Origin of the sequence: Ideonella paludis (assembly GCF_018069865.1) — a bacterium.
In the GTDB taxonomy this organism is placed as follows: Bacteria; Pseudomonadota; Gammaproteobacteria; order Burkholderiales; family Burkholderiaceae_C; genus Ideonella; species Ideonella paludis.
This window is the reverse complement of the sequence record NZ_JAGQDG010000009.1, coordinates 142,050-156,011: the sequence shown is the minus strand read 5'-3', so window position 1 is coordinate 156,011 and position 13,962 is coordinate 142,050. Positions and strand designations below refer to the sequence as shown.

Annotated in this window: 10 protein-coding genes; all 10 read right to left on the bottom strand. The window is 64.3% G+C overall.

Translation table 11 applies throughout. The annotated features are described in order from the left end of the window. Positions 1-12 precede the first annotated feature (12 nt). Positions 13-2,337 (bottom strand): methyl-accepting chemotaxis protein, encoded by a 2,325-nt coding sequence (locus KAK11_RS20445; RefSeq protein ID WP_210811357.1) that lies wholly within the window; start codon positions 2,335-2,337, stop codon positions 13-15. Between the two features lie 124 nt (positions 2,338-2,461). Continuing rightward, on the bottom strand, positions 2,462-3,748 hold the full coding sequence (locus KAK11_RS20440) for an AGE family epimerase/isomerase (RefSeq protein WP_210811356.1): 1,287 nt from the start codon (positions 3,746-3,748) through the stop codon (positions 2,462-2,464). 67 nt (positions 3,749-3,815) lie between these two features. Beyond that, on the bottom strand, positions 3,816-4,886 hold the full coding sequence (locus KAK11_RS20435; protein ID WP_210811355.1) for an ABC transporter ATP-binding protein: 1,071 nt from the start codon (positions 4,884-4,886) through the stop codon (positions 3,816-3,818). A gap of 8 nt (positions 4,887-4,894) precedes the next feature. Next, a complete protein-coding gene (locus tag KAK11_RS20430) occupies positions 4,895-5,770 on the bottom strand; it encodes a carbohydrate ABC transporter permease (protein WP_210811354.1) in 876 nt (291 codons plus the stop codon). Further along, entirely contained in the window at positions 5,767-6,645 is an 879-nt protein-coding gene (locus tag KAK11_RS20425; RefSeq protein ID WP_210811352.1) for a carbohydrate ABC transporter permease, read from the bottom strand. The genes KAK11_RS20430 and KAK11_RS20425 overlap by 4 nt, the downstream gene beginning before the upstream one ends. Before the next feature lie 89 nt (positions 6,646-6,734). Continuing rightward, positions 6,735-7,988 (bottom strand): ABC transporter substrate-binding protein, encoded by a 1,254-nt coding sequence (locus tag KAK11_RS20420; RefSeq protein WP_210811351.1) that lies wholly within the window; start codon positions 7,986-7,988, stop codon positions 6,735-6,737. Between the two features lie 23 nt (positions 7,989-8,011). Then, the gene (locus tag KAK11_RS20415) at positions 8,012-9,205 is read right to left on the bottom strand and encodes a maltoporin (protein ID WP_210811349.1); all 1,194 of its coding nucleotides are present in this window, start codon (positions 9,203-9,205) and stop codon (positions 8,012-8,014) included. A 107-nt stretch (positions 9,206-9,312) separates the two neighbouring features. Beyond that, positions 9,313-10,755 (bottom strand): sensor histidine kinase, encoded by a 1,443-nt coding sequence (locus tag KAK11_RS20410; protein WP_210811348.1) that lies wholly within the window; start codon positions 10,753-10,755, stop codon positions 9,313-9,315. 109 nt (positions 10,756-10,864) lie between these two features. Beyond that, positions 10,865-11,548 (bottom strand): response regulator transcription factor, encoded by a 684-nt coding sequence (locus tag KAK11_RS20405; protein ID WP_210811347.1) that lies wholly within the window; start codon positions 11,546-11,548, stop codon positions 10,865-10,867. A 65-nt stretch (positions 11,549-11,613) separates the two neighbouring features. Next, the gene (locus KAK11_RS22260) at positions 11,614-13,917 is read right to left on the bottom strand and encodes a S8 family peptidase (RefSeq protein ID WP_210811346.1); all 2,304 of its coding nucleotides are present in this window, start codon (positions 13,915-13,917) and stop codon (positions 11,614-11,616) included. Positions 13,918-13,962: the final 45 nt, after the last annotated feature.

Below are 13,962 nucleotides of genomic sequence, written 5' to 3'. Positions count from 1 at the left end.
GGCAGCCGTCCTTCAGCCGCCCACGCGGTAGATGCCGCAGCCGATCAGCCATTTGTCATTGAGTGCCACCACATAGCTGGCCTTGGGTTGCACTTGGCCATTGGCCTGGTTGATGATGTTGTACTCCACCCAGTGGTTGCCCGCGGTGGCCTCCCAGGCTTCGCGGGTGAAGCGGTCGCCGTCAATGCCCGGGACTTCATGCACGCGATGACCTTCCATGGCCTTCTTGGCAGCATGCACCACATAGCGGCCTTCACGGTCGACCACAAAGATGTAGAGGTCACGGTCCACAAAGCCCGTATTGGCGGTGCGGAAGGTGCCAAAGGCGTTGTCCATGCCATGGGTCTTGATGAGGTCCAAGGCCTTGTGCACCATGTCGCGCGCTTCGTCGGCACTGCCCTGGCGCAGGCGGATGGCAGCCACAGCTTGGCTCAGGGCACCCGCTCGCGTCACCAGCTCTTGAGAGGCCGCCGAAGACTCGGTCACCATCTCCTTGTTTTGGCGGGTGATTTCATCCAAGCCGTCAATGCTGCGAGCCACCTGCTCCAGCCCCGCACTCTGGCGCGAGCTGGCTTGAGCAATGTCGCGCAGGCGGCCCGAGACATCGCGCACGCCATGCACCACGGCACCCAGGGTGCCACTGGCACGTTGGATGCGCTGGACGGATTGGCTGACATGCTCACTCGACTGACCAATGAGGTGACGGATCTCGCCGGCGGCTGAGGCGCTTCGCTGAGCCAGTTGACGCACCTCGCTGGCGACCACCGCAAAGCCACGTCCGGCTTCACCGGCGCGAGCTGCTTCAACGGCGGCGTTCAGGGCCAGGATATTGGTTTGGAAGGCAATGCCGTCAATGGTGCCGATGATCTCGCCCACCCGGCGCGAGCTGCTTTCCAACTCGGTCATCGCGCCCACCGTTTCTTGCATGGCCACGCCACCGGCCTCGGCTTCTTCGCGCAGGCGGCCGGTCAGCGAGTCCAAGGTCTGCGCGGCACTGGCATTTTGGGCCACGGCATCGGTCAGGTCCGTCACCGTCTGCACCGTCTGGTGCAAGCTGATGGCTTGGGCGTCGGTACGCTGGGCCAGGGCTTCGCCGCTTTGGGCCACTTGCTGGCCAGAGAGTCCCACGCGCACCGCGCTGCTGCGGATCTCGGCCACCATCGAGGACAGTCGTTCGCCCATGGCTTCCAGCACGGCCCCGATCTCGGCCAGTTCGTCGGTGCCCTTGATCTCGACCTTGTGCGAGAGGTCGCCCGAAGCCACGGCCGTGACGCCGCGGTGCAGCGCACGCAGTGAGCCCACGAAGCTGCGGAAAAAGGCGAGCCCGAGGTAGCTCATCAGCAACACGCCGGCTGCAGCCAGCGCCACTTGCGCAGCCAGCTCCAGCTTCAATCGCTGCTCGCCTGCTTCTAAGGTGCTGACCAACTGAGTGACAAGGTGCTGGTTGAGCTCCAACGCCACCTGCAGCGCCTTGGCACCTTGGTCGAAATAGGGGCCGGGTTCACCCACAATGGCCTCGGCGCCGATCACCTCGCGCACCTTGTCCATATAGGCCTTGCCTTGTTGCAGGCTGGCGGCCCAGCGCTCAGGCACGGCCGCGCCCGAGCGCTCCACGGCGCCTTGGCGGTAGCTCATGTCGGAGAGCTGTGTCTCTAGGGCCTCTGCCCGTCCCAAGATGGATGAGCGCTCGACCTTGGTGGCTTCACCTCGGGCCAAGACACCCGAGCCTTGGCCCATGGCTTGAGCCAATGTTTCTGTCCAGGGCAGGGCGCGCTCGACCACCAAGTCCATGAGGAAATAGCTCTTGGGGTCTGGGTCGAGCACCAAGCCAGAGCGCTCGGCGGCGACATGCACCAACTGCCGCAGCTTGTCGATTTGGGCGGTGTGAGCCAGGTAGGCTTCGTCCCGCCGTTGCGGAATCTTGCCCTCAGCCAGGGCCAAGGTGCCCTCGCGCACGGGGCCCCAGGCGTCTTGAATGGCAAAGGGCAAGGGGCGATTGAACTCCGCGTCAAGGGCAGCCACGCTGGCTTGCAGGCGCTTGCGGGCTTCGTCGCGTGGGGCGGCGGCGGCGGTGTCGCTGGACGACGCACGCTGGTGCAGCGCACGCAGGGTTTGGATGTCGACCCCAATGGAGATCAAGCCCGGCAGCAGGCGCGCTCCAGCGAGCCTGGCCTGCGTGCCCTGCAGCTCTTGACTCGCGCGCAACATGTTGTGCGCCATGAGCAGAGCCAGTGGAACGCAAAGCATCAGCGCCATCAGCGACAGCTTGGTGCGCATGCGCAAGCGCCGCATCAGGTAAGTGCCTGGGCGCAACAAAGACGCACTGATCGAAGCCATAGGGATCCTTCGCAAATCAACACTGCCAACGCCGATGGTTCCGGACGATGGAGCTTTCCTCTTGCGATAGTGCCTCTATACAGCGCAGGGTGTTGAGGCCAATAAGGCGCCAAATCCCCTTCAGTTATGCGGGCTGTAAGGCGTCTATGACCTCATGACAGGCGCCCATATTGTGGTAATCCACCTTGCCCGCAGGGCTTTTTTCGTCGGTCAGGACTTGGTTGGCAGGCCCCAGGAGTCGGAACCAGGCACCGTGCTGGTGGTCCACAAAATGGGCCCACACATAGGCCCAGAGCTGCTCGTAGGCGCGCCAGTAGCGGGCCTCGCCCGTGCGGGTCGCCAGCACCGCCGCAGCAGCCAGGCTCTCGGCCTGCACCCAGTGGTATTTGTCGCCGTCGCATACCTGCTGTGCCGTGTCGGTGGCTGGGCTGCCTTGTGGCGCAAAGCCATAGACCAGGCCGCCGTGCTGGGTGTCCCAGCCGTGCGCCCAGGCTGCGTCAAACAGGGCTTGAGCCCGCTGCAGCAGCCAAGGGGCCTGGCCGCGTGCATCGCCCGCGGCCTGCAGGTCGCGCTCCAGGTTCAGCAGCAGCTTGGCCCATTCCGTGAAGTGGCCGGTCTGAAAGCCCCAAGGCCGAAAAATATTGGTCTTGTCATGGCGGTTGTAGTCCCAGTCGGGCTGCCAGGCCCCTCCCGCCTCGCGGCGGTAATGTTCCCAGATGCCGCCTTGGGCATGGGTGGCTAGGCGCACGGTGACTGACTCTGCCAGCGTGTAGGCGCGGTTCAAGTAGTGAGCCTCGCCGGTGGCTTCATAGGCCGCCAGCATGGCCTCGCAGGCATGCATATTGGCGTTCTGGCCGCGGTAGGGCTGGAGGTGCCATTCCGGTGTGGCCTCGTCGGCATACAGGCCTTGGTCGGGCTCCCAGAAGCGTTGCTCCATCAAGGCATAGGTGGCGGCCAGGCCAGGCCGAGCTTCGGTGATACCCGCCCGCAGCGCGTGGGCGTGGGCCAGCAGCACAAAAGCCAAGCCATAACAGTGGTGGGTGGCATCCAAGACCGTGGCCTGCCCGTGCTCCCAGCGCAACAACCAGGCATAGCCGCCCGTCTCAGGCCGCCAGTGGGCCTCTTGCACAAAGCGCAAGGCATGGCGGGCGGTCTGCAGCCAGGCGCTGGCGCGCGGGTGGTCTGGATAACGCCTGGCGGCTTGGGCAAAGGTCAGCACATAGCGGGTGGAGCTGACCAGGTGCCGCGTATGCCTGTCATAGACCGTGCCGTCGTCTTTGAAGAACTGGAACAGCCCGCCGCTGTCGTCCACGCAGCGGCCGTCGTAAAAAGCCAGGGTGTCCCAGACCTGCTGGCGCAGCACAGCAGGGTCGCGGACATTGGGCAGGGGCGGCAGCTGAGGGAGAGTCATGGCAAGGGCAGCGGGACAGGAATGCGCCACTGTAAAGGCGCAAGGGCGGCTGGACGCACTTTCAGTCTCAGGCCAAGCGCTGTTCCGTCTTGGCGTCAAAGAGATGCGCCGCTTCAGCGGCCCAAGCCAGGCTGACGGCTTCGCCCACCTTGTGGGCCACCGTGCCTGGCACGCGCGCGGTCAAGGTGCCCAGCGGTGTGTCTACCAGCGCATAGGTCTCGGGGCCGGTGGGCTCCAGCATGGAGAGCGTGCCGGGCAGGCTGCCGGCGGCTCCCGCCGCACTCAACTGCAAGTGTTCGGGGCGGATGCCATAGAGCACCTCCGCCGCTGAGCCCAAGGCCGCCTGCTGAGCGCCATGGAGCGGCAGCGGCAGGCCGTGTGCGCTGAGGGCTTGCGCCTGGCGCTGCGCGGTCACCAGGTTCATCGCGGGGGAGCCAATGAACTCGGCCACAAAGCGTGTGGCGGGGCGGCTGTAGATGTCGTCAGGCGTGCCGAACTGCTGCACCTGGCCGTCTTTCATCACCGCAATGCGGTCGCCCAGGGTCATGGCTTCGACCTGGTCATGGGTGACATAGACGGTGGTGGTTTGGGTGCGCTGGTGTAGGCGCTTGATCTCGGCCCGCATCTCCACACGCAGCTTGGCGTCGAGGTTGGAGAGCGGCTCATCAAACAAAAAGAGCTTGGGGTCGCGGGCCAAGGCCCGGCCCATGGCCACGCGCTGGCGCTGGCCGCCGGAGAGCTGGCCGGGCTTGCGGTCCAGCAGGTGGCCGATCTGCAGCATATCCGAGACGCGCTGCACAGCAGCCTCGCGCTGGGCCTTGGGCACTTTGCGCATCTCCAGCGCAAAGGCGATGTTCTGGGCCACGTTCATGTTCGGATAGAGCGCATAGCTCTGGAACACCATGGCAATGTCGCGGTCCTTGCTGGGCAGGTGGGTGATGTCCCGCTCGCCCAGGCGGATGGCGCCCGAGGTGGGCACATCCAGCCCGGCAATCATGGACAGCAAGGTGGACTTGCCGCAGCCCGAAGGCCCCACCAGGATCAGAAACTCGCCAGCCTCAATGTGGATGTTGATGCCCTTGAGGATGTCCACCGCGCCATAGGACTTGCGGACGTCTTGAATGGTCAATGCACTCATAAATACTCTCAGCCTTTGACCGCACCAGCGGTCAGACCGCGGACAAAGTATTTGCCCGCAACGATGTAGACGAACAGCGTGGGCAGCGCGGCGATCATGGCGGCGGCCATGTCCACGTTGTATTCCTTGACGCTGCTGGAGGTGTTGGCCAGGTTGTTCAGGCCCACAGTGATGGGCTTGCTGTCGGCACCCGAGAACACCACGCCATAGAGGAAGTCGTTCCAGATATTGGTGAACTGCCAGATCAGCGTGACCACCAGGATGGGCGTGGACAGCGGCAACACAATGCGCCAGAAGATCTGCCAGAAGTTGGCACCGTCCAGCATGGCGGCCTTGATCAGCTCATCGGGCAGGCCCACGTAGTAGTTGCGAAAGAACAGCGTGGTGCTGGGAATGCCCGCGATCACATGCACCAGGATCAAGCCCCAGACGGAGCTGGCAATCCCCAGCCAACCCAGCACCTGGCTCATGGGCAAAAGCACCACCTGCATGGGCATGAAGACGCCGAACAGCAGCAGGGCGAACATGAACTCGCTGCCCTTGAACTTCCACTTCGACAGCACATAGCCATTGAGCGCGCCGATCAAGGTGGAGGTCAGCACTGCCGGGATGACCATCATCACCGAGTTCATGAAGAAGGGCTTGAGCCCGCCGCAGTCGGTGCCGGTGCAGGCGCTGCTCCAGGCGGTGGCCCAGGCCGCAAAGCTGGGGCTGGCGGGTAGCGAGAGCAGCGTGCCCTCGCGGATCTCGTCCATGGTCTTGAACGAGGTGGCCAGCATCACATAGAGCGGCGTCAAGAAGAACAGCGCAAACAGGCCCAGAGATACGAACAACAAGATGCGGCCCAGGCTCAAGCGTGGCGACAGGGTGGAGGGGGCGCTCATTTCTTCACCCGCAATTCAGAGTAGAGGTAGGGCACGACGATGGCGGCGACGGTGGCCAGCATCACGGTGGCGCTGGCCGCCCCCAGGCCGATCTGGCCGCGTGAAAACGCCATGGTGTACATGAAGGTGGCGGGCAGGTCCGTGGCATAGCCAGGCCCACCGGCGGTGAGCGCCATCACCAGGTCAAAGCTCTTGATGGCCAGGTGCGAGACCACCATCAGCGTGCTGAAGAACACCGGTCTTAACGTGGGGATGAGGATGCGCCAATAGATCTTGGGTAAGCTGGCCCCGTCGACCTGGGCGGCTTTGATGATGCTGTCGTCAATGCCACGCAGGCCCGCCAAGAACAGCGCCATCACAAAGCCGGCTGATTGCCAGATGCCTGCGATGGCCACGCAGTAGATGGCCATGTCCGGGTCCACCAACCAGCCGAATTCAAACTCGGTAAAGCCCCATTGGTGCATCAGGTGCTCCAGCCCTAAGCCGGGGTTGAGCATCCACTTCCAGGCCGTGCCGGTGACGATGAAGCTCAGCGCCATGGGGTAGAGGTAAATGGTGCGCAGCACGCCTTCGGCGCGGATTTTTTGGTCCAGCAAAATGGCCAGCAGCAGGCCGACCGCCATGCCGCCGCCAATGAAGAGGCCGCCAAACACGGCCAGGTTGCGCAAGGCCACCCACCAGCGTTCGTTCTCGAACAAGATCTCGTACTGCTCAAGGCCCACGAATTCGTAGTTGGGCAGCAGGCGCGAGGCAGAGACGGACAAATAGCCGTTCCAGGCCATCAGGCCATAGATGAACAGGAAGGAGACGACAAAAGAGGGTGCCACCACCAGCTTGGGCAGCCAGGGGGTGCGGAGTGCAGAGGGTGCAGACATGGGCCGCTGGTCTCAAGCCGCCCGCCCCAAGGGGCGAGCAGCAGGTGATAGGGAGGGGCACCCCAGACGAGGTGCCCCGTGCAAGACACTTACTTGGTCTTGGCGGCAGCCACGATCTTGGCCATGGCGTCCTTGGGCGTCATCTTGTCGGTGTTCCAGAACTGGCTCACCGCGTCTTTGATGGCGCCTTCAGCGGCCGAGGGCACTGCCATGCCGTGGGCGATCGAGGGCACCAAAGCGCCCGTCTTGGCCGTGGCCACAAAGTCGGCCGACGAGGTCTTGGCGCAGTCGTCGAACTTGTCCATCTTCATGCCCAAGCGCACCGGGATAGAACCCTTGTTCAGGTTGAACAGCTCCTGGAATTCGGGCGACATGATGGCGGTGGCCAAGTCCTTCTGGGCCTTCACATTGGCGTCGTTCTTCAGCTTGAACAGCGCGAACGAATCGACGTTGAAGGTGAAGCTCTTGGCCGTGCCGGGGGCCGGGGCGCAGACAAAATCTTTGCCCGGCGCCTTGCCTGCCGCAATGAACTCGCCCTTGGCCCAATCGCCCATGATCTGCATGCCGGCTTCACCCTTGATCACCATGGCCGTGGCCAGATTCCAGTCGCGCCCAGGGGCGTTCTTGTCGGTGTAGCTCTTCACCTTTTTGAAGGTGCTCAGCACGTTTTCCATGGTCGGGCTGTTCAGCGTGGCCGGGTCCAGTTGCACCAGGGCCTTTTTGTAGAACTCGACACCACCGACCCCCAAGGCCACGGCCTCGAAGGTGGTGAAGTCTTGCCAGTTCTGGCCGCCATGCGCCACCGGGGTGATGCCGGCCTTCTTTAGGGCCTCTGCGGCGACGAAGAACTCGTCCCAGTTGGTCGGCACCTTGGCGCCGGCCTTTTTGAAGGCTTCCGGGTTGGCCCAGAGCCAGTTGACGCGGTGCACATTAACCGGCGCGGCGATGTAGTTGCCCTTGTACTTCATGATGTCGCTGACGACCTTGGGCAGGGACTCATCCCACTTCTCGGCCTTGGCCACATCGTCCATATTGGCCAGCACACCTTCGCGAGCCCACTCTTGCAGCGAGGGGCCTTTGATTTGCGCCGCAGCCGGGGCATTGCCCGAGACCACGCGCGACTTCAGCACCGTCATCGCGGAGTCGCCGCCGCCACCGGCCACGGCAAAGTCTTTCCAGGTGTGGCCTTTGGCTTGCAAGGTGGCCTTCAGGGCGGCAGCGGCTTTGGCCTCGCCACCGGCGGTCCACCAGTGCAGCACTTCCACTTCACCAGCTTGGGCCGCAGCCGCGCAGGTCATCAGTGCACCCAGGGCCAAGGCGTGCAGATTGAGCGTCTTCGTCATGTCAGTCTCCTTATGTTGTTGATTCAGAACCACCACTCGACTTGAGCACCATAGCTGGTTCCCGAGGTCTTGTCCGCGAAGCCCGCTTGGCCAGTGACGTTACCGGCGGCCTTGTTCCATTGACCGTGGGTCACATACAGGCGCAGCTCGGGTCGGCTCCAGAAGTCGCTGTTGATCGACAGCGTCGGAGCCAGCGTCACTTTGGTCAGGCGGGCGGTTTCGCCCCCTTCAGGTTTGTACTGCGACACGCCGGCTTCGGCCACCATTTTGAAGTTCTTGCTCAGGCCATAAGACACCCGGCCCCCCAAGGTGGAGGCGGTGGTCTTCTTGCCGTCGTTGTCTTCAGAGCTGCCCAAGAGCGCAATGGCTTGGCCGCCGAAGGCGCCCGACTGCCAGTTGATGCTCTCCACAATGCGCAGGCTCTTGGCCGAGGCCTTGCGGGTCAGGTCGCCAAAGTTCGACTCCAGGCTGGTGGAGCCGGTGGCTACTTGCAGCCACAAGGTGTTGGAGAGGCTGGTGCCAAAGAGCTTGGACTGGTCATGGCGCAGGCTGGCGCCGAAGCCACCGGTGCCGCCATTGAATTGACCCTTGGTGGCGGTGAAGAAGAGGTTGGCTTTGCCGTTCTCGTTGCTGTTCAAGCCCAGCACTTCCACATTCAGGCGGTTACCCGGCTTGGTTTGGTCGCCGTCGGTCTTGTACCAAGCAAAGCCCAGCTTGCCACTGCCCACGCCAATGCCCTTCACGCCGGCGCCCACGCCCTTCATGTCGGTGAAGAACCAGTCGACGATGTGCACATCACCACGACGGCCCCGCGCTTTGCCGACCCAGAAGGTGGCTTCGGGCATCACGTCAAAGCCCTTGGCCTCCGCATAGAGCTGCTCGAAGTTGAAGCCGCTGCCGTTTTGGTCGGTCTGGTTGGAGTAGTGGTTGACCATGATGGTGCCGCTGTACTCGATGCCGTCCTTGACGTACTTCTGGTCGATCTGGAACTCGCCGTAGATGTCGCACTCATTGCCCAGGCGGTAGTTCAGGCCGCGCGCAATGCCGTTGCCCGCGCCGTCGTTCAAGTGGTAGCAGGCGCGCGCCGTGCCAGATTGGGTGGCGCCGGGGCCACCGCGGAAGTAGCCGCTGTAGTCCAGCGCCTGGGCGCTCATGGACACCGCGCCCAGGCCCAACAGGGCCGCAGACGACAACAGGGTTCGTGCGAGGAAGGTCATCAATGTCTCCAAGTTGCATGGTGGAAGGGCGGGTGCCCTCGGCCGCTGTTGTGCAGCACGAATGCAATGTTAAAGAGACATTAATAAATTAAAGATAGGTACTAACCTTAATGTGTTGTTAATGAAGCTTTGGGGAGTTGTAAGGAAACGCGCAGACCCTGAGGGTCCAGGCTTTGCAGCCCTACGGTGCCGGCATGGCGCTCGATGATCTCCTTCACGATGGCCAAGCCCAGGCCGCAGCCGTCGTCGTTCAGCCCAGGGCTTGCGGTCCCCGCACTCAGGCGCACAAAGCGCTCAAACACGGCCTCGTGCTGGGCGGCCTCAATGCCAGGGCCGCTGTCGTCCACGTCCAGCACGGCCCAAGCACCTTGGGCATGGGCCCGCACGGTCACCTCGCTGCCACGGCCGGCATAGCGGATGGCGTTGTCGATCACGTTCACCAGCGCCTCTTTGATGAGCAAGGCATGGCCGTGGACGGGCAGCGCGACGTCCGAGCTGTCCTCGCTCAGCCCCAAGTCCACACCGGCCTTCAAGGCGCGCGGCACCATGTCGGCGGTGACCTCTTGGGCCAGGCGCGCCAGGTCAAAGTGGGTGCGGCCCAAGGCCGCATGGGACTCGGGCTCGGCCCGCGCCAGCGTCAGCAACTGGGTCACCAAGTGGGCGCTGCGCGAGGCGCTTTGGTGCACCCGCTCCAGGCGGGTTCTGAGGGCTGGGTCTTGCGCCTCCTTCAGCGCCAACTCCGTTTGGCTCTTCAGCCCCGCCAAAGGGGTGCGCAGCTGATGCGCCGCATCGCTGATGAAGCGGCGCTGTGCGGCCATGCTGCTTTGCACGGCGGCCAGCAGGCTGTTCAAGGCCACCACCAGTGAGTGCAGCTCGGTAGGGGCGGTCTCCAACTGCACGGGCGCCAGGTCATGAGGTGCGCGCACCTCTACCTGCTTGCGCATGCGCTCCAGCGGCGCCAAGCCTGCCCGGATGCCCGCCCAGACGATCATGGACATCAGCACCATCAGCGCGGACAGCGGCAGGGCAATGTCGCGCAGGATCTCGGTGGCCAGGGTCTCGCGGCTCTTGAGCCCGCGCGCCACTTGCACCAGCATGGTCTGGCGCGGCTGGTCTTCATCGCCATAGGCCAGGAACAGCGCGGCCAGGCGCACAGGCTTGTCATCCACCCGGCCGTCATACAGCAGCGGCTCGTTCAGGCGGGGCGTGCCTTTGACCTCAGGCAAGGTGAGGTTCTGATTGCCCAGAATGAACTGGCCTGGCGGCGTGCTGACCATGTAATAGACCCGGTCCTCGGGGTCCGATTCAATGATGTCTTGGGCCGCCCGCGGAAAGTCGATGAACAGCCCGTTGCCCATGGGCTTGACCTGCCGCGCCAGCGAACGCGTGGCTTGGGTCAGACTGGCATCGATGGCCTGGTTGGTGTAGCGGGCGGCCAGCACATAGCTGCCAAAAGCCCCGGCCAGCCAGAGCACCGCCTGCGGCACCAGCAGCCACAGCAACAACTGGCGCCGCAGCGAATGCGGGCGCAGCAGGCTGGGGCGGGTCACCGCTGGGCCTCCTCAGCGGGACCGGCGGCTGGGGGGTTCAAATTCATGAACGCTAGCTTAACAAAGCCCGGTGCGCGCTGCCAGCCGGAGCTGCTTCTGCCCTGCGGGCTCAGTCATTCGACTCCAGCAGATAGCCCAGCCCCCGCACGGTGCGGATGGCCAAGCCCGAGGTCTCCAGCTTGCGGCGCAGGCGGTGGATGTAGACCTCGATGGAGCCCGGGCTGGCCGCTTCGGACGGGTCTGAGCCCCAAGCGGTGGCGATCTGCTCTTTGGTGACCACCTTGTCGCGCTGGCCCAGCAGCAGGTCCAAGAGCATCCATTCACGCGGGCTCAGGTCCAGCGGCTCGCCGTCGATGCTGGCGCGTCGCGTGTCCCGCTCAAAACTCAGCTTGCCCCATTGCGCCGCATTGGCGGCGCCGGCCGTGGGGTTGCTGCGGGCGCGCCGCAGCAAGGCGCGCAGGCGAGCCTCTAGCTCGGGGAAGTCAAAGGGCTTGGTCAGGTAGTCATCCGCGCCGGCATTGAGCCCCGCGACGCGCGACTCCAGGCTGTCGGCCGCCGTCAGCACCAGCACCGGCAAGTCCGGTTTGGCCAGGCGCACGCGCTTGAGCACCGTCAGCCCATCCACCATGGGCAAGCCCAAATCCAGCACGGCCACATCAAAGGCCTGCTTCAACAACAAAAACTCCGCCACCGCCCCATTGGGCGCATGCTCCACCGCAAAGCCCACCGCCCGCAACTGGGCCGACAGGGCGTCCGACAAGATGGCATCGTCTTCAGCAAGGAGAAGGTTCATGAACGAGAGCTTAATGCACGGCGGCGGTGCTGGGCAGGCGGGGTAACCGCAGGCCGGGTGTAGGGCTACACCGTCAACAACATCTGCATCAAGTTCGGAATCCCCTTGCCCTGGTGATACCGATCCCGCCCGATGTCCACGCAGGTGTTGAGCAGAATCTTCTTCACCTCGTCCGGGCGGCCAATGAACTCGCGGCGGACGGACAGAAAGGCGGCGAGCAGGCCGCTGACATGGGGGGCGGCCATGCTGGTGCCGCTTTCCTGGATGTAGGGGACTTGGCCTTGGCCCTTCCAGCGGGCGTTGCAAGAGAGGATGCGCTCGCCAGGGGCCACCACATCGGGCTTGGGGCGGCCGTCGGCGGTGGGGCCGCGGGACGAAAAGCTGGAGACGCCGTAGAGGTGGGGCTTGTCGGCATGGACCGAACCCACGGCGATGCACTCTTCCAGGTTGGCCGGGTCGCCCACCGACATGGGGCTGTAAAGGTCGGCCACGCCGTCGGGTGTGCTGACCTGCAGCAAGCCCTCATTGCCGCAGGCCACCACGGCCAGAACGCCGTCGCGCCAGAGGCGGCGCAGCTCGGCACACAGCGGTGAGAAGCCACAGCCATAGACGGTCGGATCAAAGGGTCCGCCCAGAGAAAGGTTCACGCCATGGATGGCCAAGCCTTCGGCGCGGTTGGCATTGGTCTGGGCAATGTGGTCCATGGCCTTGATGATCCAGGCATCTTCGCCCTGGCCTTGGTCGTCCAGCACCTTGTAGACCACCAGGGCCGCCGCCGGGGCGATGCCGCGTGGGACAGGCTCAGCGTCGGGCTTCGCGCTTTTGGGCGATGCCGCAGCGCCGGCGATGATGCCGCTGACGTGGGTGCCGTGGCCGTTCTTGTCGGTGGCCGCCTTGACCAGCACGGGTGGGCCGACGCGCGTGCAGTCGTAAACCTTGAGCGGGGTGTTCTTAAAGTGCGGGTGGTTGGCCTGGATGCCGGTGTCCAATACGGCCCACGTCACTTTGTGCCCGTCAGCGCCAAAGCTGGTCAGCGCGGCATCCGACTTGATGACGGCATGCGAGCGGCGGTCGGTGAGCCGGCGCTTGGTGGCACTGCGCCAAACGGCATAGACCCGCAGGTTCGCGTGATCTTGGGCCACCCGGGCCAGCTCATCAGCCGTGAGGTGCGCCGCCACAAAGCGCCGCAGCAGGTCGATGCGGGCCGCGGCGGGGTCATGCTGCATTTCTTCGAGCAGCTCACTCAGTCGCTCGGCCGTTTGTTGCACCCGTCCTTGCAGCGTGTCTGCGGCCTTGAGCTTTGACTCCATGTCTCGCGTGGCCTTGTCGCTCTCGCCCAAGGCACCATAGCCTGGCTCCAGCACTTCAATCAGCACCGGGTGCCGCACCTCAGGCGCTGCGGCCAGGCGCTCGGCCACGTCACGGGCCATCACAAAGCGGGCCATGGAGTCCATGCGGGCGGACGCATGGATGGCGCGCCGCACCCAGGGGTGGGCCAGATAGCCTTCGGCGGCATGGGGGTTGAAGCCCCAAAGCTGCTGGCTCTGGCGATTCAGGATGAGTTCGTCCTTCAAGACCACGCTCACGCCGCGCTGCGGAGCAAAGTCAGCGGTCACGGCCTTGTCGGCGGCGACCGGGTCCAGCGGGTCTGCAAAGTTGATCCAGTGTTTGACGACGGCCGGCACCTTCAAGCCCTGGGGCTGCAGAAAGTCTTGGATTTCATCGAGGCCCAGAGGAGAGCCCAGGGTGATGAAGGTCTCCAGTTTCACACCGTCTTCAGTGCGGAGTTGGCTCAGGACCTCAAAAGCGATGACCGAGCCCAGGCTGTGCGCCACCAAGGTGATGGGGCGGCCTTTGGCGGCGATGAGCTGAGCGCGCAGCCGCTCTTGAGCCACCTCACGCAGCGGGCGGCCTCCTTGTTGGCCAAAGAAGTAGGCCGCCACATCGCCCAAGAAGGCGGTCAAAAAGACGCGGCTGATGGGCTTGCGCGCCCAGGACGGCAGGGGCAAGACTTTGCGGCCGACACGACCAGATGCCGTGTCTGCGGCGCCCAGGCGGGTCATCAGGTTCCGGGCCAGCGCCACTGCATCCGGGTTGGAGGCCAGATCTCGCGCTTGCAGCAAGGCGGCGACATCCACAGTCTTGCTGCGGGCGCTGAGCGTTGCCCCAGCCGCCGCTGCGCTGTCGTCGCTGGCATGGAGCAAATCCGCCCAATAAGCCATTGCGCTGTCGTCTTGCAGCTCTCGGCCAGCCACGGCCAGGTCCCAACGGGCTTTGAGCTGATGCGCTGGGGCTTGGTGGCCGATGCCGTGGATGTAGATCAACACGGGCTCGCCCGGCTCGGCTCCCTTACTCGCTACACGTCCCACGCCCGTTCCTCATCATGTTGTTGTGGTTTGTAAGCCAGGGGTTTG